A 19,647-nucleotide genomic window follows, 5' to 3' on the forward strand; every position below is an offset into this window, starting at 1 on the left:
ATGTTGCTGTAATGCGTAAGTATTTAACGGGATTGTGGGCAGTTTATAAAGAAGGTCAAGCATTTGACTCCGCAAAATTATTCAATTTTGAGAGTAAAAATGCTTGAACTTGGACAGAGTATCTACAAACAGCAGCTCCCACAATACTGTTACCCGCAATCATCGCTGTAACACTTGGGAGATTTCCTGCTCCAGCTGGGTTAGCAAAGGCGCTAATTCGGTTAGGCCTTGTTGCGCTTTGGCCTTATCGCCTTCTTTGCAGGCTTGCTCTATGGCTTGGCATAGCTCGCCTACCGCTGTCGCTCCCATCGTCAGGCAAGAGGACTTCAGCTTATGAGCCAGATCCTGCATAGTAGGCAAATCAAAATCTTGCTCTTGCATGCGCGCCATTACCTTTAATTGGGGTAAGCTAAGCTGCTGAAAATCCTCGAGCGAATCATAATAGTCTTCCATATCATCAGCAAAAATATCACTGATCACACTGCTATTTAATTGTGATCCAGCTTGCATTGCGTCAGCCTGTGGGGCTTTGCTGGCTAACGCTGTGGTAGCAACCTGATCAATACTTTTAATTTTCAACCATTTATACACCATGGCTTGGAGTTTACTTAACTCCACCGGTTTAGATAAATAGTCATCCATTCCGGCAGCGAGGCATTTTTCTGCCTCACCCAGTAAGGCGTTGGCGGTAATGGCAATAATAGGCACACTCTGATGCCGTTGACGCTGCTTAATCTTGAGTATGCGAGCCAGCTCGTAGCCGTCTCGGTTAGGCATATGGCAATCTGTTAACACCAAAGCCACTTGATACTGTTCGTAAAGTTTTTCAGCTTCAATACCGTCTTCAGCCACGACGCAAGTAAAACCTATTTTGCGCAGTTGTTTGCGGATCACCTCTTGGTTGGTTTGGTTGTCCTCTGCAACCAAGATCAATTGCCCAGCAGCTTGTGCTTCCTCAACGGACAGCTCCACCTGCTGAACCTCAAAGCTGGTATCTTGAAACGCATCGATTGGGCTTTCACGACCTATTGCCACATTAACACCATGATACAAGGTGCTGCGTTTAAGGGGTCTAGCACCGATGGAAAAGGCTTGCTCAGCCACGATGCCCTCACCGCGCGAGGCGGATGACAACACCAAATAACGCAGCCGTAATGCAACTGATGCCGGAACATAGCGTTCTATTTTGCTGCTACAGTCGTCATAGTTATCGGTGACCACAATAAAGAACTGGCTTTTCTCACTGTGTAAATGACCGGCAATATCTTGATAGGTGCAATCAATCAACTGGGCATTAACCGCCGCTAAATACTCAGGCACATAACGTGACATCCAGTTATCTTTGATAAAAGAAAATGCGCAAACATCACTGAGGTCTAACGCTTTTTCGCTGCTAGTATGAGAGACGGCAAAATTCAGTTGCAAATGGAAGGTTGAGCCGACGCCCACTTCACTTTCTACACGGATATCGCCGCCCATTAATCGTACTAGGTTATGACAAATAGCCAAGCCCAAACCTGTGCCCCCAAAGCGCCGTGTGGTAGACGATTCTGCTTGGGTAAAAGGCTGGAATAAATCATCAATATCGTGCTCTTTAATGCCAATGCCATTGTCTTTAATGGCGATATCTAACTTAATGCTGCGCGCTTCATGGCTAGGTTGCATTTTGGCACTGATGGTGACTAAACCTTTTCGATCCAAACCACTGGAAAATTTCACCGCATTGCCCAATAAGTTAAATAACACTTGCCTGATCCGCACAGGGTCGCCAATTAAGGCGTTGGGAATATGGGGGTCGGTGTAAAGCTGCACTTTCACTTGTTTCGCTTCCGCTCCCGGCACTAAGGTATCCACCACCCCTTCAAGTACATCTATCAATGAAAAATCGATTTCTTCTAACTCTAATTTACCCGCCTCAACCTTAGAGAAATCCAAAATATCATTGATGATGTTCAGCAGCGAAAAAGAAGAGTCACGAATGGTGGTACCCATGTCTTGCTGCTCTCGCGTCATTTTCGTGGTCATCAGCAAGTCTATCATGCCGATAATACCGTTCATCGGCGTGCGTATCTCATGGCTCATGGTCGCTAAGAAGTTAGCCTTGGCTTGAGAAGCCGCTTCGGCATTATCACGCGCGGTGACTAACTCTTGCTCAACGCGATCGCGTTCAATGATGTTTTGTTTAAACACCTCAAGGGATTTTGCCATGTCACCCACTTCATCAGCCCTATCTTGATAGGTGATGGCGATATCGGTATTGCCTCGCGCCAGCTCCCGCATGGTGTGATTTAAACTGGCAATGGGTAAACTAATGGTGCGATAAGAAAAATAAATGATGGCAATACAGCACAATAAAACAAGCAATAAAGAAATGGTCAGAAAGTACTGATTTGAAGCAGTAAGTGAACGTAACCCCTCTAAGGAATCTCGCGCATTTTTATCGGCTTCAAGCGCTAAGTTATCCAATATGGTTTCTAATCGAGAGAATACTTGGTGCTCCAACACGTCAATGGCAATGATAGCGCGTTTCTTCTGAGCTGAATCGTACCGAGCAAAAATTTCTAAGCCACCATCTCGTAGCACGGTATAGAGCGCATTCACTTTAGACAAGGCTTCAACCTCTTCATTTTTTTGCTCTAGCGGCTTGAGTTTATTGAAATAATACTCGAAGTTCTGACTGCTTTTGATAAAGGTTTTCTTGGCGTTAAAGTCACCATCAACGTAATCATTTAAACTACTGACCATGTCGCCGGCAGCATCTCGAATCTCAAGGTAATACTGCACCCCCGGCAAATCATCCTGTAACACCTCTAAGAAGTTTTGTTCTACGCCTTCACTGCTACTTCCCGCATCTTCAAGCTCACTGTTTTTCAGATCATCTAATAATGTTTCAAGCTCAGCACCGGTCACTTCAATCAACCCTTCTAAGCGCTGATTGGCCCAAAACTCTATCTCGGGATCATAAATATTCAGCACTTCGGCTCGTGCTCGGGTCTGATATTCTGAAAATAAGTTCTCAATTTCCTCTAGACGAGGGTTAACTTGCCCCCCTTGAGCTATTTCAGCCTCATTGGCTTCGCGTAACTGGATCAAATACTCCCTGAAGGAAATCATATTGATATCGAAATCTTCTTTTTCATCAGACTCCCCTAAGGTGTACTCCAAAATATTAGAGTTCATATCCCCTAATTCATCCAACATATTAATGGATGACAGGGCTTCGGGGATGTCTGAACGACTCACTATGGTGGTATCGGCTTGCACCCGAGTATTTAGGAAGTAGCTGGAACTGGCTTGAATAATCACCAAAAAACTGATGGCGCACATGGCCAATGCCACCTTACCGCCGATGGTGTTAATTGAGAAAATACCCCTTTTTCTCTCTTGCATATCGGTTCCTGTTAATTTTTGATTATGATTTCGGCAACTTAAATTAAATATAGCTATAGTTATTTTATTTGGGGCAACATCAAGGCAGTTAATTTAAGAAGAGCAGTTATGGCCGAGAGAAAATTACAAGATATGCGCATTCTGGTGGTTGACGATGACCCCTTTATTTTAAAAACCCTAGAGCGAACCTTATTAAAAGCAGGGGTCAGTAAGCTGATTTGCACTGACATTTCTAGCCACGCCTTGAAATACTTGAGCTCGCGATTAGAGCCCGTCGATATCTTGATCACGGATCTGAATATGCCGGATATTGATGGAATTGAGTTGATTCGCTATGTCAGTGAGTTATCCCACCCTGTTGCCTTGGTGTTGATCAGCGGCGAAGATGAGCGCATTTTGGCCACCGCCGAAAGCATTGCCAAAGAACGCTCTGTTAATGTGCTTGGCGCATTGCAAAAGCCCATCAATGCACCGCTCTTACTTGAAATGCTATCCAGCCCTGAATTGGTTAACAACGTCAGATCCCGTGATGTACTCAGTTCGGACTTGGCGAACGAACTCAGGCAGGCGATTAAAGCAAAACACATAGTTCCCTTTTACCAACCTCAGGTATGCGCCCACAGTTTAAACGTGGTTGGCATTGAAGCCCTCGCTCGCTGGCATCACCCCGAACGCGGCCTCATCCCGCCAAATTGGTTTATTCCTTTGGCTGAAAAGCTGGCGTTAATTAACGAGCTGACCGAGCTAATTTACCAACAAGCCATCGCCGATTTAGCCACCTTGCACCAGCAGGGCTGGAGAATACAGCTATCCGTCAACTTTTCGGCCCAGTGTTTAGCTTGGTTGGATGTACCAGAGCGATTACAACAAGCCCTAACTAGCCATAAAATCCTGCCCAAATACCTGACGGTTGAGGTCACCGAATCTTTATTAAGCCAAGATTTAGCCACCAGCCTAGATATATTGACCCGATTAAGGTTGAAGGGGCTTGGCTTGTCCATTGATGATTTTGGCACCGGCTTTTCTACTATGGAGCAACTTAAACGCATTCCCTTTAATGAGCTTAAAGTCGATCAGTCCTTTGTTCATGGTGCAACCCATAATCATGTCAGTGGTGCCATCTTGGAATCGAGCCTCAATCTGGCGCAAAAACTCGATATCACCACGGTTGCAGAGGGCGTTGAAGATCAAGCCGATCTCGATTTTGTTAAACAACTGGGTTGCCAACGCCTACAAGGGTATTTATTTGCCAAACCGATGCCGATGGATGAGTTATGTAGCTGGTTAAGCCAATATCCCCATTAAGAGAAGATACTGACTTACTAGGTAGGTTGGCAAAAGAGTTAGGATGACACGCCCATTTTTGCTTTCATTTCAGCCACTCTGGCTTTGTAAATCGCCAATCGCTGTTTCGACATTTCGGTCGCAAAAGGTAGCTTCACCTTGAGCGGATTAACGCGGCGACCGTCAATGTGAAATTCAAAATGTAAGTGAGGCCCAGTAGAGCGACCCGTATTCCCGGTTTTGGCCACCATTTGCCCCATCGACACACGCTCGCCCTTACGCACGAGTATTTTACTTAAATGCAGGTAACGTGTGACATAGCGACGGCCGTGTTTCAATACCAGATAACGCCCTGCCAGTGGGTGGTTCTCTACCCGTTCAACCACACCATCACCAATGGAATAAACCGGGGTGCCTATTGGTGTGGCCCAGTCAGTACCATAATGAGGACGAATTTTACCGGTGACAGGATGACGTCGTTTTAAATTAAAGTGCGAGCTAAGGCGGTATTTGCCATTGAGAGGGCTTTTACGATATGCCTTACTTAAACCACTGCCTTCTTGGTCATAATAGTTACCATCATCATGTAAGAACGCGCTGTAGGTGGTGCCACGGCTCTTGATCACCACACCCAAGACTTCTTCTTGGTAATATTCGCCCTTGATGCTTTGCTGGTTAACTAACACATAGTATTTATCACCCGCGCGTAGCTTTTTAAAATTCATCCTTTTTTCTAGCAGCTTTCTGATATGGGCGATACTCCCCATACTGAGTTCGTTGCTGTTAGCACTGACGTTAAACGAGCCATGAATGGCACCCGCAACCACTTTCTCCTGCCATTCGCCAGGGTCGGTGAATAGCTCGGCGTCATAGCCATCTTCCGTTAAGGTAAAGGTCAGTTTATTCGCAATATCTATCCCTAATACCAGCTTAGACAATTTGCCCTTGGCATCTAAGGTAATGTTTAAAGTTTGCCCCGGTAAAACGTTACCTAAGCGCAGGTCTTTTTCGTCCGCCACCAGTAACTCTGGTAAGGCGCTGTAAACGTTAAGCCCACTTAAATACTTACCTACCGTATCGCCCTTTTGCAGGGTGATAAAGTGCTCCGATGCCCCTGACATATCAGGAAAGTCGGCATGAGCACGTAACACTTCGTTGGGATCCGGCATGGCTTGCTGCGCTTGCTGCTCCATGATTTTATCAATATCAAGGGTCAAGCTACGCGTGACCGGCTTTTGCGTTAAAGTTTCATGGCTCGGAAACATGAATAACAGAACAAGGGAAATAACAGCAATGGCGATAATAGCCAAAATATGAAAACGAGGCAGTCGGGACAACATTGAAAGCATACTCAGGTTAAGGTTATAGAGTAACAGGTGTTATAGAGTAACAAAAGCGCTCAGTTTATAAGAATTTCCATGGAGAATATAGCGGTATCTAGTAAGTCTCAATCCATAATTTGAAGTTGATTACGTAATCAAAGCATCGGCCAAGGCGGACAAATGACATAGTTCAGGAAGAATGATTGGCTAAACCACATTTGCAACCTTACCTATTTCACATTATTTACCCAAACATCAAAAGCCAAATAAATAGTCTTTCAGGCTATATATATGTTTTTAATATACATTCACAAAAAACTCGGAATTAACGATAATTACAACTGTAAATCGCGAATTGTTCCGAAGTGTTAGTCCGATTATAAATGCACCTGAGCAAGCGGATGTGTTCGCTTACTCACTCAACCCTTTGCATCCTTTTGTCATATGGGACCAAACCTTCTAGGTCCCATCTTTTTTTCCTCAGCATCAATAAGTCAATGAGCTAAGTGGTTTAGCCAGTGATGACCGTCCTTCTACCTAAGCCAAGGTAACCCGGTTTCGCCCATCGTTTTTCGACTGATACAAGGCTTTATCGGCTAACTCAAAAATTAACTTGGCATCGGCATCCGCTTGCCTAATCGCCACCCCCAAACTGATGGTGATATTGCGACCTGGGGTAATGTCTTGCCATTGATGCGATGACACCATTTGTCTGATCCGCTCTGCGGTATTAACCACTTTATCCAGTTCGGTTTCGGCCAATATAATCACAAACTCCTCACCGCCATAACGGGCTACATAATCACCACTGCGAATGCTTTGCTGTAGGATGAAGGCCAACTCTTGCAGTACTTGATCACCCACTTGATGGCTGTAGTTGTCATTCACCATTTTAAAGTGGTCGGCATCGATAAGAATAATGGCGTAGCTGTCATCGCGCTGAGCAAATGACTTATCAAGCCAACGGCGATTGTAAAGGCGAGTCAAAGGATCACGATACGCATCACGCTCTAGTTTACTTACGACTTCTTGCTGACTGATCGCTTGGTCTTTAAGTGCGGCGTTTTCTAACCGTGTTTTTTCCATATCAAGCCTTGGCTCCCAACGCTTGAAACGACGTAAACAATGTTGCCCTAATTCACTTACCGGCACGCGACTCAATAGCTCAACCGCAATCACGTGAGCCGCTTTTTCACTTTCTAAGGCTTTTTCATAATCTTTGCCAGCATCATAGGCTTGGCTTAATGCCTCGTGGATCTCGCACTTCAAGAGTGGCAAACTCAGAGCTTGGATTGAATCTAATGTTTGCATCAACAAGCTAATCGCTTGCTGAGGCTGGCCTTGCTCAATCAAGCACAAGCTCACTTCAACACTGATTTTATTGGAGATCCATTTAAGCTTTAAGCGCTCGCTTGAGGCCTTCGCTTTTTCAAGCAAGTTCATCGCGATATCTAGCTGGCCAACACTGCGGCAAATCTGGCTATGATAAAGGTAGATTTCTGCCAGATACGCATCTGCAAAGCCGTTATCAAGTAAGGCTTGGGTTTCGCAATCGGCTAACAACTGCCTAGCATCTTGATAAAGCGTCAGTGAAATTAAGCATGACACTTCACACAAGTTCAGCCTAAGCTTGAGCTGTTTCGAGTTGAGATTATCGTAATGTTGGCGCGCCTGATGATAGAACTGCAGCGCCCTTTGATGATCGCTGACAATCTCAAGCAGTAACGCAATGCCAATCAGCCCTTCAGCAAAGTGGTCAACATTGCCTAAATTGGCCGCCTCAGCCGACATGCTCAACCAAGTATTCATGGCATCTTCAAAGCGAATATCATCCGCGTAACGTTGTGCCAAGGTATTTTGCACAATAAGCAGCTCCACGCTACTGGCCTGCTCTGTTAGCTTGGCTTGCGCGGTTTCCAGTAGGTGGATCGTGGTATCAATTTTACCTAAGCCTAAATAGATATCAGCCAAAATACGTAACCCCAGAGCGCATTGCTCTGGTTGGTCATGGGTTTCGTCAATATATTGCTCGCAATTGGCGATGGCCCGCTTTTCATCACCTTCTGCTAATGCCTGACTGGCCAGATTAAGTAAGTTAGTTGGCGTCATTGTTAGTTTGTTTCCCCAGCTCAGGTACTTGCTGCAAAAAATCTGCAATCGTGCTTATTTCAATCTTAAAATCCGCTTTACTTAGCTGGCTACGCCACCAAGGGTAATGATCGAGCAAGCGTTTAATATTCTCCAGTAAGCGCTCAGTTTCAAGTTCAGACACGGTGAGCTTAAATACTAAGGTATTTACATCCCAAACTGCAGCGCGGTCGTCACCCTGTAGCATACTGTGTAACAAGGCCACCGCCAGTTCAGCATGCACAGCGCTAGTGAAACGAATTTTAACGACCACACTGTTGAGTTCCTCCACGCGTAACCGGCAACTGAACAACCACGCCCCCTTGTGTCGCATATAGGGTAAATGCTGTATTTGATTCACTTGATCGGAAACGTTAATGCGCTTGATTAATTGTTTTGAGCGTAAATCCAACTGGCCACGAGACGATAAGTATTCATCATTTCCTTTTGAGATCGACTGCTCTTTAATCAGGTTTAATTCATAACGTCGAAAATCTCGGTAGTGACGTAGGGCTTGTCCCCCTTGACCTAAACGCTGACAAATTTCAGAGCGTTCTAAACAGATCTGAGACAACAACTCACCTTGGTCAAACTCCTTGGCCAGTTCTTCCGCCCGCTGCAAAAAGTCATTGGCTTGGCTTAACGCGCCTTGTTTCTTGGCTACCCGCGCACTCGATACCGAGGCATGGGCCGACATCCAAGCCAAATTATGCTCAGTGGCAATGGTTAATGCTTGTTTAATTTCTAACTCGGCTTCACTGACACTGCCTGAGTAAAGTAAAGCTAACCCGCGAAAGTCATGAATTTCCGCATGCCAAGTTTGATCGGGACAATCTTTGAGTAATTCATTACAACGTGCTAACAAGGGCAGCATGTCGACATATTTTTTCTGCAAAAATAATGTCCACGCTAATAAGATAGATGCCTTACCCGCAATCCATTCATAATTTCTTAGCAGTGCTGTATCTAAGGCAAATTTCAGGGCAGCTTCAGAATGGGTTAAATTGGCTGTGATCCGCCAAACGTTCCCCAACCCGATCAAGGCCTCAAGCTGCAGCTCAAACTCATTGTGTAAGATTGATTTTTCAAGAGCTTGGTTCCAGTAATGCTGAGCTGAGCGATAACGGGCTAGCCCCCAATTCAAGGTGGCTATGCGATGAAATAATTGGGTCGAAAATTGATATTCAAGCTCAGGCGTCAAAATCGATTCAACCCGCCGACACACTCTTAGCCCCGCTTGGTAATCCATGGTATGCCAGTAAACCTCTGCCATTTTTAGCAGTGCCGTGACATAGCCTTGATCGTTTTGGGTTTGCCTAACAGCCTCAACCAGCTGTAACACGCGCGGCAACGCGGCTTGTGGCGAATGAGATAAAAGGCTGTCAATGTTTGCCAGCTCAGCTTTAATATGACTGTCTTGTTGTGAAAAAGAAACGGGCATGGCTTTCCTATTTAAAACGCAAACGGATCATCATCGTGTTAGCTCACTATTTGGGCATCTCATCAAGATCTATCACCTCACTGTGGCTGGCACCTTGTAACAACTGGCGATAAACTTTATGGCTATCACCGCGTTGCTGCCACCATTGAACTTGCTGGACCGAAGGGCAACGCAAGCGCGCGGCGCTTAACTTCTCTATATTAGCGCCAGCAAATGCACTTAGATTACTATAAAACAAGCTCACTACGCTGTCGTAAATCTTCAGCTGATTGACCTTGGCATACTGCTTTGCTAATTGCCAAAAGGTTTCCCCCTTAGTTCGCGCAATACTACATTGGCCGTCATCAACCTGACTATCGGCGCTGCTCAAAGTACCAGAGGCGCGTTGAGCCTGACTAGGTTGTGGCGCGATTTTTGGCGTCAATTCCGCCAATAAAATGGGCCGAATAACCTGATATGCTTGCAACTGATAACGTTGCGCATCGTAATCCACCTTGGCGGAAGACACTTCGAACATATATTGGCTAGTGCGACGTTGCTCTAACCAAATCACCTTACCCGTAACCCCATCACTTAATGCAAACATCAGCTCCATGGCTAATGACTCATCACCGATATAATTCACCCGTGCCCGAAACGGCTTAGAGCTGACAATCGCATTTAAACTAATGAAGCTAGTGCCCTCTACCTGAGCTGGCACCGTTTCATCCATTTGCACACGCGCAGCGCCATGACTGCTCTTGGGCACCCCATCATCAGCTTGTGCTGCAAACGCCAGTAGCCACCCGGCCCAAGCCATGCACACATATCTATAACACAACAATTGACTGTCCTTATCTTTTTATCTTTGTTGAGTTGGCAGGGATTCAAACCACCCCACAGGCATTTGCCACTTTAATCCGTTTCCGTTTTATAGATACAAAGACCCCGCCCTTGATAATTCGCCAAGGCGCTAGGGTGGTCCGTATCACAGGTGTGAACCCACACCCGTTTTGCTTGCCATTGCCAAGCTTGTTGAATGGCTTGGGTAAGCAAATACCCCCCGAGGGATTGTCCGAGAAACTGCTCACTTAACCCAAAATAACGAATCTCAACCTGTTCATTCTCTTTATGTAACTCAAAATACCCAGCCGGCGCCCCGGCATAATAAAGTACCCAGGTCCTTAACTGGGGTGAGTTAACATAGTCTTGCCACTGCTTATCACTCCAACTCGACTTATCCGTCCATGACCAAGCGGTGCCGACCAGTTGGTATAAAAATCGATTGTATTGATACTCGTTTTGCTCCACTTCCAGCAACTGTAAGGGTAAATTATCCGGCGCCGGTTTCGGCTTTAATTGCGCGGGACTGTTTGATTCTAAATACCAAATGGTTGCCACATCACTGCCTTAAGTACTTCGATAAAAGCTTACGTTATCATAGCACTATTCACTTTTCAGTCAGCACTTTAATCACCCTATTAAACCTGAATCATGCTGACTCATCACTGAATACGCCTTATAATGATGCCTTTTAGGCCTATTATAATGCTTTTTTCATGTCCTATCTGCCAACGCCCTTTGCTAGCACAGCAGGCCAGTGCGCGCTGTTGCAACAATCACTGTTTTGATTTTGCCAAAGAAGGTTATTTAAACCTGTTGCCAGTACAAAAAAAGAACTCGATCGATCCCGGCGATAACAAAGCTATGATGCAGGCTCGACGTGATTTTCTCAATGCGGGTCACTATCAACCACTGGCGTGCCAAGTCAGTCAGTTAATTCAAGATTATTGTGTTCAAGATCAGGCGACGGCTCAGCCCTGGCAAGGATTAGATTTAGGCTGTGGAGAAGGCTATTACAGCCAGTTTTTTGCCGAGCAAAGTAGTGGAAAGATTGACTGGCATGGACTCGATATTTCTAAAGCGGCGATCCGCAGTGCGGCGAAACGAGCCAAAACCATTCAATTCTGTATCGCCAGTGCCTTTGATTTGCCGTTTCCTGCCCATAGCTTTGATATTATCACCCGCATCTATGCCCCTTCCTCTGCATCAGAGCTTGCTAGGGTAATTAAGCCAAGCGGGCACCTCATTACGGTCAGCCCAGGACCTCGGCATTTATTCCAGTTAAAACAGGTAATCTATCAAACCCCGCAGTTACACTCGGAGCAAGCGTCGCATATTGAAGGTTTTAAGCGCCTGCACAGCCAGCAACTGGCACAGCAAATCACCTTGTCGAATGCGCAAGACATCAATAACTTACTGGCTATGACGCCATTCGCCTACAAGCTGACTGAAACGCAAAAGCAGGCGCTGACACAGCAGCCTCTTTGCTTAGATTTGGATTTTAAAATTGAGGTGTTTGCGCTGGACAATAGCCAAGTGGCCACCCCTGCATAAGTATTAAAAGCTGGGTTGCTGCGAGGTCACTTTACGACTGAGCTTGCCACTGACTTCATCCCACAACCATATGTTATCTGCAGTGAGGTGGACGCCACCAATCCAGTAATCGGGAGGCAGTAGATCTACCGCATGACGTCGTCCGGCCAATACTTGTTGGCCAAGCTCGGTGATCGCCACGGGGCTATCCCAGCTTGGCGCACTCCAACTGATAATGCGTGCCGCGTTGAGTGACATTAAACGTTGAAAAAATACGGTATCGGCCATAAAGCGACGCGCTTCTTCCACCTGGTATAAACGAAACAGGGTCTTTGGGTCTTGCTCACCCTGGGCAATATGACTTAGGGCAATTTGCTGAGCCAAGCCTAAGCCATTGTCGGTTGATGGATATTCTTGCAGCAAACGTTTCACTGCGCCATTTAAATAAGGTAAAGCTGTGGTATCTAAATCGAGTAACGAAGCCAGTAACTGCGGATTGTCTTGGCTAAACACTTGCCAGGCATAACTGGCCACGTCCAGCATCTCATGGCTAAGGGCTTGCTCCTGATTTAACATGCACAATAGCTCAACATCGCTGCATTCCGATAAATACTTATCGACACATATCACCCCAATATCGACGTTCAGTGAACGCTGCTTGTTAAACCAATCAAGGATTTGCAGCATTTGCAATTGGTCATACAAGTCAAACTCAAACCATAAAATGATTTTTTTGTAGTAAGTAAAGCGCTGCAACTGCTGATCGCGCGTGCGAAAACTGTCGAGCACTTGCTGATAGTCACCCCAACCCATTTGTGCGATGTACTCGGCCCGGATCCCAGATAAGGCTTCCAGTGTGAGTCCGTGAGGGACTGGGCCTTCGTGTAATAAATCACGCCAAGGTAAAAAGTCACCAATGATGCCTGCATGACGCATGGCATCGGCAGCACAATCACCGTTGGTAATATTGAGTATCCGTGACATAACTATCCCTCTTAATTCGCCTGACTCTAAAGATAGCAGTAAACCTCCAACTGCCAAACTGAGATTTATTTCATTTTTGATTTATTGTCGATTTTTCAAATGCGTAGTATCACAGGAAGTAAAAAAATGAGACTAATAAATAGCAAAAAGCCCCGCGAATGCGAGGCTTTGAAGTCAGCTATCTCAACTCAATTATAGCGAGAATGGCATGATGATCATGAACTTAAGATCTTGCTCATCTTGGAAAGCGTTTTTGTATGCGCCCCAGCTTGGCTGATCTGATTCATTTTCGTACTTGGTGTAGTGTAGCTTAGCCGTGGTACCTTTAAACGAACCATCTTGTACCGTGTAAGCAATGTCTAGGTTCCAAGCATTTTCTTTTAGCTCGTCAGTCGGTGCTTCGATTGATTCACCACCCCAACCGTAAGCGTAAGATACACCTGTGCTCCAACCCGCTGCGCCTAAGTCAGCTAGGTCACGCCAAACACCGATAAATACCGCTTTCTCTTCGTTGTGGTTCCAGTCAGAGCGCGCATCCCACCATGGTTCGTAAGCACCGTTTGAACCACCGTAAGCACTAGTTAGACGGTAAGCAAATTGACCTTGGTGATACGTTTCACTTTGTGGTGCCTTCGTATACAAACCTTCTGCACGCACTGTGTATGGGCCAGTATTATAACGTGCGCCAATGTAGTGCTGGTATGCGGTGCCATCAAAGTTTTCATTCGCATTGTTATGGCTATTAATGTCGCTCATCATGTAAAGCTGATAAGTCATGTATAAGCTGTCTTTCTGACGCACTGCCATATCATGTTTCAGTTTTAGGTGACCATTACGTAGATAATCATCCGATTCACCGTAAGCCAGTTCTACTGAGGTGCCAAAATCAAAGGTGTAGCGACCACCGATAGAGTAAAGGTAATCCACCTTAGTGGTGCCGTCATTCATACGAAACTCGTAGGTATCTTTAAACCACGGCGCTTTATATTCGGTCGCGACAGCGGCAGCAAAATCAAAACCATTGATAGAGAAACCGGCTTCACCACCTAGGTAAGTACCTGGCATAAATGACCAGTTCACACCCATTACACCCGGGCCTGAAGGTTGGAAGTAACCGGCTTTTGCCCATGCTGGGCCACCTTTTACTTTTACGGCCGCTTTGTATACAGATACACCTGCTTCGTCTTTACTGCCCCAGTCTGTGCCACCCCAAGGCGTACCACCTGGGAAGAATGACATTTCGTGGCCGGTTAACCCGTCATTACGTAGGTCGCCCGCAAAGAACACACCAAAATCAAGACCGATGATGTCGTTAGCATAACCTGAAGTAAAATCTAAGTTAGCGTTGATCGTGGTATGGGCAAGGTTCGTTTCATAGTCTGCACCATCTTCTGGGCCACTGCGACGGTCACGATTACGATCCCACAGGTACAAACCACCTGTTAGGCTAGAGTCTTCCATAAAGCCATTAGCTTGAGCCTCAGGTGCGTTTGCCATTGATAGGCCAGCTACAGCAGCAAGCACTGCCGCGCCTACAGAATTTAATCTAAAAAAGTTTGAACCTTTTTTCATTTCGGTACTCCTACGTATGTAACGTTTAAAAGTTGTCACTGTCATGTATTGGTTTGGCCGCCGAAATGACAGTGATAATATTTATGTCAGTGATAGTACTACAATTCTGCTTTCCAATCACTTGATTCCAAACAAATACTATAGCCTATATTGAAGACAGCAACCGCTTCGTCTTGGATCTGAGCGAGTCTTAACAAATCCCGAAATTAAACTCTTAACCTGATTTGTGATTAAGCTTAGGTTCAGCTTGCGTTGATTATTGTCTAGATTTCCTTTCCATTCTGGCTCATTTCCCCTCCATTCCAATCTCAAATGTTCTATTTTTTAGAACAAAAAATGCCATATATTGCTCTTTTGTTCTAAATTAAATTACACCATGATATAAATCTAAATCGTTATTATTTGCTAGCGAGGTTTCACCGGTGCTCAAAAACTCTCAACATGGCTATGGCCTCATTACCATCGGTTTACATTGGCTAAGTGCGTTGGCTGTTTACGGCTTATTTGCTCTGGGCTTTTGGATGGTTGATCTCAGCTATTATTCCGAATGGTATCAAACGGCACCTATGCTACATAAAAGCATTGGCCTTTGTTTGTTTACCCTAGTGCTGTTTCGCCTGATTTGGCGCTTTATTAATCCCGCCCCCAAAGCACTCGATAGTCATAGCCAATGGGAACAAGTGGCCGCCAAACTAGGGCATAGTTTGCTATACCTAATGCTATTTACCTTGATGTTGTCTGGTTATTTAATATCGACCGCGGATGGGCGTCCTATTTCTGTGTTTGGTTGGTTTGACGTACCCGCGGTGATCAGCGGCTTACCACAGCAAGAAGAAATAGCCGGTGATATCCATGAACTGGTCGCTTGGGCCTTGGTTATTTTCAGTTTGGCCCACGCCATGGCAGCACTTAAACACCATTTTATCGATAAAGACTCAACCCTCAGCCGGATGCTTAACCCGGTAAACGCGACATCAAAAAGGAAATAAAAATGAAAAAACAACTGACTGCAGCCATTCTTTCTGCTGGACTATTCACCGCTGCTGCACCTGCATTAGCAGCAGACTATGTGATTGATACGCGCGGTGCTCACGCCTCGATTAACTTCAAGGTTAATCACTTAGGTTACAGCTGGGTGATTGGCCGTTTTGATACCTTTAGCGGTGAGTTTAGCTACGACGCAGAAAAGCCAGGCGATGCCAAGATCGCGGTGACCATAGACACAAAAAGTGTTAACTCTAACCATGCAGAGCGCGACAAGCATTTACGCAGCAAAGACTTTCTAGAAGTTGATAAGTTTCCAGAAGCAAAATTCGTGAGCACTAAGTTTGAAACAACCGATGGCAAAACGGGTCAACTACACGGCAAATTCACCCTACGCGGTGTGACCAAGGATATCGTGATTGATGTAACCAAAGTAGGCGAAGGCCAAGATCCTTGGGGCGGTTACCGCAGTGGCTTTGAAGGCTCAACCACGATCACCATGAAAGATTATGGCATTCCGATGGATTTAGGCCCTCAATCAGCCACTGTACAACTTGATCTGCACGTTGAAGGCATTAAGAAGTAATCTCCTTCCTACCTAGGCTCCCTCCCCCTTGCTTGTGCCTGTGGGAGGCGAGCTATAAATACAACCCTCCCCCTCTGTAGGAGCCGCAGTCAAGCGGCGATCTAGCTAAGCGCGATAGCCAACTGCAATGCAATCGACAGTTCATTTTTCCAGCAAACCCTGCTATGTTGAAATCATGGAACAGTTAGAGTTTTTTAACATCCCGAGCCCTTGTCGCGGTATCTGTCGTACAGATAACCGGGGCTACTGTGTTGGCTGCATGCGTAGTCGGGAAGAAAGATTTAACTGGCTTGAATTTACCCCAACCCAACAGAGAAATATCATTCGATTATGCCGTCAGCGGTTGATCAGAAAGCTGCGCGCCGAAAAGGCTAATGCGCTGGCCGATGCCCAAGCCAATGGCCAAGACGCGCTACCCGATAACCCACAAGAAGAGTTGTTTTGATGGGAGATTTAAGGACGAATTTCAATCTCGGTACCATCGGCAACCAAATTCCATATCTCTAGCATTTGCTCGTTAAGCACCGCAATACAACCATCTGTCCAGTCAGTGCCCTTGTATTTATGCACTAAATGCTCTTTACCATTGGGTAAGCCATGAATATAGATAGCCCCACCTGGGTCGTAACCCTTTTTCTCGGCGTAGGCGAGATCTTGCTCATTAGGGTAGTTGATATGAATGGAGCGAAAAAAGTTACTTTCAGGGTTACGAAAATCCAAGACATAGCGCCCTTCTGGCGTTCGCTTATCCCCCTGCCATTTCTTATGCCCTTCGGGCCGTTTGCCTAGGGATATATCATACTTTTGCAAAATACGACCGTTGTTCAGTAAATACATGGTGCGGGCACTTTTGATGACCAATACCTTATCCACATTACTGGCTTGTACTTGCGGTACATGAACAATCAAAACCAATAAAGAAGAAAGTAAATAGAGACACGTTTTAATGCTAATGGCCATGGTGATGTCCGTGCTGATGCCCGTGGTGGGCATGCTGGTGTTGATGCTTTTTCAATAAGTTTACCGGTATCAATTCAGCCAAAAACGCCCTAGCGCCACGCTTGAATAAAGAGACCGAGAACAGCGCACATATTACCGCTAAACTAATATATTCCAACCACTCTTGAGTCCAATTGTGATCGTGCTCTAGCCACGGAATAGGGGTGACTTGAGCGTATTGATTCAGCACCATTCCCGCGCAGAAAGCAAAGCCTATAACGGCGACGAACAAACTCACAGCAACCATTTGTCCTTGTTGCTTTTTAATAAAATGAAACAAGGCAAAGTTGATGGTTGGCCCCACTAATAACAAAGCCAATGCTGCGCCAGGAGACACCCCCATTAACAATAGCACAGCCACTATTGGCGTTAACCCTGTTGCGCATAGATGTAGCGGCAAAGCCACTGCAATTACAAGGATAATCTGCAACCATAAGTGGTCAGCAAAGGCTTGCCAACCGGGCGTTGGGGCGAGCGTGGCTGCCACCGTCCAACCCAAAATTATCCAAGGGGCAGTGTGATCCAGTAAATGCTCGAAACTGTGCCGAATGGCCTGCAGTAAGCGTGAGCCTTGTGCTTGGCTGAGTTCAACGGGAGCGGTGATCTTGGCTAGATCTTCCTGTCGTTGTAACCAACGGCCAAGTAACAGCCCAATCAGCAACACTAAACACAAAGCCAACACTAAGCGCAGCATCAACCATTGGGATCCCAGCAGGGGCCAAGAAAGCAATAAAGCATCAAAACTCAGTATGGGAGCCGCTAATAAAAAGGACAATGCGAAGACTTGGCTTGCTCCCTGACCTTGCAATTGCTGATACATGCGCGCCGCATCAGGCACACATATCGGCATCGACAACCCTAAAAAAGCCCCTTTAATGCTGTCACTTGGGCCTTGCCGGCGATTCAATCTAGCCAACCAGCGAGTGGGAACCTGTAAATAGTTAATTAAATAAGTAACGAAATAGGCTAACAACAAAGCCGGTGAACTGTGAAGGGCCAAGCTAATAAAGCGCTGCAAGGCAAGTGCGGTTTCTTGACCATGATGCGCCCCGCCTTGTTTCCACATTTGCGCGCGATCCCAAATAGAATCCATATGAACATGATTATGTGCCACATAACCCAGCCAATGAGGCAATAACACCGCCGCCAAACACACCAAACCAAATAGGGTACCCCAGCCTGCCATGCGCTTTTCTTGGCGCGCACCCAACTGCTGATTTTTATCCTGATAGGGACGATGAAACACCACATGCAATATCGACCCCGTGACCAAGGCTTGGAACCAAGCCAACCATTGGTTACTCAAGTGTGGAATGACTTGCCCACCAAAATAGCTACCCGCGATGGTAGCCAAAGACATGGCGGTGAGCACCGCAAGGGGTAAGGCCCGTCCATATTGCGGCCGCAATAGCCACCACACCGTTAACCCAACGGGCAAGCGATGTAAAATCACCCCTAGCGCCAATAACCAAGCCGTTTGCGACTCGCCGACCACCAAGGCACCGCCATCAGTAATGGCATGAATAACAAGCCCCCCCACCCCAAATAGCAAGGTATAGTTATGAGCTTGATTGGCTATACGGTGAAAGTATTTTTCGACTAAACCCGGCCCAAACAAGCCCAAGGCAACGAAAAGCAACGAAATTAAACCACCGTGATACAAGGCTTCGGGCAGAATATGAAACAGTACTAAGCCGCTGATGGTCACAAAGATAAACGCATCCAATAGGGTAAACCAACCTTGGCGGCGTTGGATGGTCTGGCAAATAAGTGGCCCGGTAAATAAGGCGACGATACTAAGGATGACTAGCATGGATCGTTAACTCTAAAAACTTGGAACGTGATAATATAACAAATGCTCCCTGATTGGCTTATTTTTGTTGCTCTTTTAGCCCAGTTTTTTTCACCCTTGATCTCACAGAAACCGTCCCCAGATCTAAATATGAACAATGATTAATACATCGCATATCCATGATTTACAGAAAATTAGCTAAAATGCCATAGAGTTAGCCGTTAATTTAAGAGAGCACGACCATGAAACACAACTTGCTTGCAGCCTGTTTACTTGGCCCCGCATTACTTCTTAGCGCAGGTGCCAGTGCTGATATGAACGAAAGCGCTGCGGTCGCAGAATTAATCGAGCAGCATCAGCAACAAGGGCCAAAACAAATATTGGAGCAAGTGAGCGAGCAATATGCTGGTGTGATCACGGATTTCGAGCTAGATGATGACGAAGGCCAGCTGATCTACAAAGTTGAGGTCATTAACCTCAACGACAATATCAAACATAACTTGGTCTTTGATGCTCACACTAAAGCCCAAATTAGCGCCAAACAAGTCGCGATTACCGGTTGGTTCAATGATAACAACAACATCAAAGCGGTAGAGCAAATTCAAGCCAATGGATTTTCCATGATCAAAGCCCTTGAAGTGGTTCAAGCGCAGCACCCGGGGTTTCTGGTGGAAGCCGAGCTCGACCACAAAAAAGGCATCAACTTATTTGAAATTGAATTGGCGACCCCATCAGGCAAACAGAACTGGTTAGTTGATATCTCAACCCAAGACCTGATTCCGGTTTATCGCAAGTAACCATGCCGCAAGGT

General features: G+C 45.9%; 16 protein-coding genes. 6 read left to right on the forward strand and 10 right to left on the reverse strand.

The features are described 5' to 3' along the window. Positions 1-159 precede the first annotated feature (159 nt). Positions 160-3,390, reverse strand: coding sequence for a hybrid sensor histidine kinase/response regulator (locus K6Y21_RS06000; protein ID WP_233070877.1), 3,231 nt, complete (start codon positions 3,388-3,390; stop codon positions 160-162). Between the two features lie 108 nt (positions 3,391-3,498). Here K6Y21_RS06000 and K6Y21_RS06005 point away from each other — a divergent pair, with 108 nt between their 5' ends. After that, entirely contained in the window at positions 3,499-4,695 is a 1,197-nt protein-coding gene (locus K6Y21_RS06005; protein WP_233070878.1) for an EAL domain-containing response regulator, read from the forward strand. A 38-nt stretch (positions 4,696-4,733) separates the two neighbouring features. Here the strand turns inward: K6Y21_RS06005 and K6Y21_RS06010 are convergent, their stop codons facing one another. The 5 genes from K6Y21_RS06010 to K6Y21_RS06030 form a co-directional block, all read right to left on the reverse strand. Continuing rightward, entirely contained in the window at positions 4,734-6,014 is a 1,281-nt protein-coding gene (locus K6Y21_RS06010; protein ID WP_233070879.1) for a peptidoglycan DD-metalloendopeptidase family protein, read from the reverse strand. A 519-nt stretch (positions 6,015-6,533) separates the two neighbouring features. Then, positions 6,534-8,105, reverse strand: a complete 1,572-nt coding sequence (locus tag K6Y21_RS06015; RefSeq protein ID WP_233070880.1) for a GGDEF domain-containing protein — start codon at positions 8,103-8,105, stop codon at positions 6,534-6,536. Further along, positions 8,092-9,564, reverse strand: a complete 1,473-nt coding sequence (locus K6Y21_RS06020; RefSeq protein ID WP_233070881.1) for a tetratricopeptide repeat protein — start codon at positions 9,562-9,564, stop codon at positions 8,092-8,094. The genes K6Y21_RS06015 and K6Y21_RS06020 overlap by 14 nt, the downstream gene beginning before the upstream one ends. Before the next feature lie 46 nt (positions 9,565-9,610). Continuing rightward, complete coding sequence (locus K6Y21_RS06025) at positions 9,611-10,363, reverse strand: hypothetical protein (RefSeq protein WP_233070882.1); 753 nt, start codon at positions 10,361-10,363, stop codon at positions 9,611-9,613. 95 nt (positions 10,364-10,458) lie between these two features. Further along, positions 10,459-10,944 (reverse strand): GNAT family N-acetyltransferase, encoded by a 486-nt coding sequence (locus tag K6Y21_RS06030; protein ID WP_233070883.1) that lies wholly within the window; start codon positions 10,942-10,944, stop codon positions 10,459-10,461. A gap of 147 nt (positions 10,945-11,091) precedes the next feature. Here K6Y21_RS06030 and rlmA point away from each other — a divergent pair, with 147 nt between their 5' ends. Further along, a complete protein-coding gene (gene rlmA / locus K6Y21_RS06035; protein WP_233070884.1) occupies positions 11,092-11,940 on the forward strand; it encodes a 23S rRNA (guanine(745)-N(1))-methyltransferase in 849 nt (282 codons plus the stop codon). Between the two features lie 3 nt (positions 11,941-11,943). On the opposite strand, the gene K6Y21_RS06040 is transcribed toward rlmA, so the two are convergent. Together K6Y21_RS06040 and K6Y21_RS06045 are read right to left on the reverse strand one after the other, a co-directional pair. Next, positions 11,944-12,903: a hypothetical protein gene (locus K6Y21_RS06040; RefSeq protein WP_233070885.1), complete on the reverse strand. Its 960-nt coding sequence runs from the start codon at positions 12,901-12,903 to the stop codon at positions 11,944-11,946. A 192-nt stretch (positions 12,904-13,095) separates the two neighbouring features. Further along, positions 13,096-14,475 carry an OprD family outer membrane porin gene (locus K6Y21_RS06045; protein ID WP_233070886.1) on the reverse strand — a complete coding sequence of 460 codons (1,380 nt, stop codon included), beginning with the start codon at positions 14,473-14,475 and terminating at the stop codon, positions 13,096-13,098. Between the two features lie 422 nt (positions 14,476-14,897). Between K6Y21_RS06045 and K6Y21_RS06050 the strand changes: the two genes are divergently transcribed. From K6Y21_RS06050 to K6Y21_RS06060, 3 genes are all read left to right on the forward strand, one after another. Then, positions 14,898-15,464: a cytochrome b gene (locus K6Y21_RS06050; RefSeq protein ID WP_233070887.1), complete on the forward strand. Its 567-nt coding sequence runs from the start codon at positions 14,898-14,900 to the stop codon at positions 15,462-15,464. Between the two features lie 2 nt (positions 15,465-15,466). Continuing rightward, positions 15,467-16,045: a YceI family protein gene (locus tag K6Y21_RS06055; protein ID WP_233070888.1), complete on the forward strand. Its 579-nt coding sequence runs from the start codon at positions 15,467-15,469 to the stop codon at positions 16,043-16,045. A 127-nt stretch (positions 16,046-16,172) separates the two neighbouring features. Then, on the forward strand, positions 16,173-16,490 hold the full coding sequence (locus K6Y21_RS06060) for a DUF1289 domain-containing protein (RefSeq protein ID WP_238486358.1): 318 nt from the start codon (positions 16,173-16,175) through the stop codon (positions 16,488-16,490). Between the two features lie 8 nt (positions 16,491-16,498). Here the strand turns inward: K6Y21_RS06060 and K6Y21_RS06065 are convergent, their stop codons facing one another. Further along, entirely contained in the window at positions 16,499-17,005 is a 507-nt protein-coding gene (locus K6Y21_RS06065; RefSeq protein WP_233070889.1) for a L,D-transpeptidase family protein, read from the reverse strand. Next, positions 16,995-18,857: a permease gene (locus K6Y21_RS06070; RefSeq protein ID WP_233070890.1), complete on the reverse strand. Its 1,863-nt coding sequence runs from the start codon at positions 18,855-18,857 to the stop codon at positions 16,995-16,997. The genes K6Y21_RS06065 and K6Y21_RS06070 overlap by 11 nt, the downstream gene beginning before the upstream one ends. 221 nt (positions 18,858-19,078) lie before the next feature. Here K6Y21_RS06070 and K6Y21_RS06075 point away from each other — a divergent pair, with 221 nt between their 5' ends. Beyond that, positions 19,079-19,633 carry a PepSY domain-containing protein gene (locus K6Y21_RS06075; protein WP_233070891.1) on the forward strand — a complete coding sequence of 185 codons (555 nt, stop codon included), beginning with the start codon at positions 19,079-19,081 and terminating at the stop codon, positions 19,631-19,633. Positions 19,634-19,647 lie beyond the last annotated feature (14 nt).

The organism is Motilimonas eburnea (assembly GCF_021295345.1).
Lineage (GTDB): Bacteria > Pseudomonadota > Gammaproteobacteria > Enterobacterales > CBDFNC01 > Motilimonas > Motilimonas eburnea.

Excerpts from the sequence above, each read along its gene's own strand:
- K6Y21_RS06005 (WP_233070878.1), top strand. The coding sequence starts at position 3,499 with ATGGCCGAGAGAAAATTACAAGATATGCGCATTCTGGTGGTTGACGAT.
- K6Y21_RS06025 (WP_233070882.1), bottom strand. The coding sequence starts at position 10,363 with ATGGCTTGGGCCGGGTGGCTACTGGCGTTTGCAGCACAAGCTGATGAT.
- K6Y21_RS06065 (WP_233070889.1), bottom strand. The coding sequence starts at position 17,005 with ATGGCCATTAGCATTAAAACGTGTCTCTATTTACTTTCTTCTTTATTG.
- K6Y21_RS06000 (WP_233070877.1), bottom strand. The coding sequence starts at position 3,390 with ATGCAAGAGAGAAAAAGGGGTATTTTCTCAATTAACACCATCGGCGGT.
- K6Y21_RS06020 (WP_233070881.1), bottom strand. The coding sequence starts at position 9,564 with ATGCCCGTTTCTTTTTCACAACAAGACAGTCATATTAAAGCTGAGCTG.
- rlmA (WP_233070884.1), top strand. The coding sequence starts at position 11,092 with ATGCTTTTTTCATGTCCTATCTGCCAACGCCCTTTGCTAGCACAGCAG.
- K6Y21_RS06055 (WP_233070888.1), top strand. The coding sequence starts at position 15,467 with ATGAAAAAACAACTGACTGCAGCCATTCTTTCTGCTGGACTATTCACC.
- K6Y21_RS06075 (WP_233070891.1), top strand. The coding sequence starts at position 19,079 with ATGAAACACAACTTGCTTGCAGCCTGTTTACTTGGCCCCGCATTACTT.
- K6Y21_RS06070 (WP_233070890.1), bottom strand. The coding sequence starts at position 18,857 with ATGCTAGTCATCCTTAGTATCGTCGCCTTATTTACCGGGCCACTTATT.
- K6Y21_RS06040 (WP_233070885.1), bottom strand. The coding sequence starts at position 12,903 with ATGTCACGGATACTCAATATTACCAACGGTGATTGTGCTGCCGATGCC.
- K6Y21_RS06015 (WP_233070880.1), bottom strand. The coding sequence starts at position 8,105 with ATGACGCCAACTAACTTACTTAATCTGGCCAGTCAGGCATTAGCAGAA.
- K6Y21_RS06010 (WP_233070879.1), bottom strand. The coding sequence starts at position 6,014 with ATGTTGTCCCGACTGCCTCGTTTTCATATTTTGGCTATTATCGCCATT.
- K6Y21_RS06045 (WP_233070886.1), bottom strand. The coding sequence starts at position 14,475 with ATGAAAAAAGGTTCAAACTTTTTTAGATTAAATTCTGTAGGCGCGGCA.
- K6Y21_RS06060 (WP_238486358.1), top strand. The coding sequence starts at position 16,173 with ATGCAATCGACAGTTCATTTTTCCAGCAAACCCTGCTATGTTGAAATC.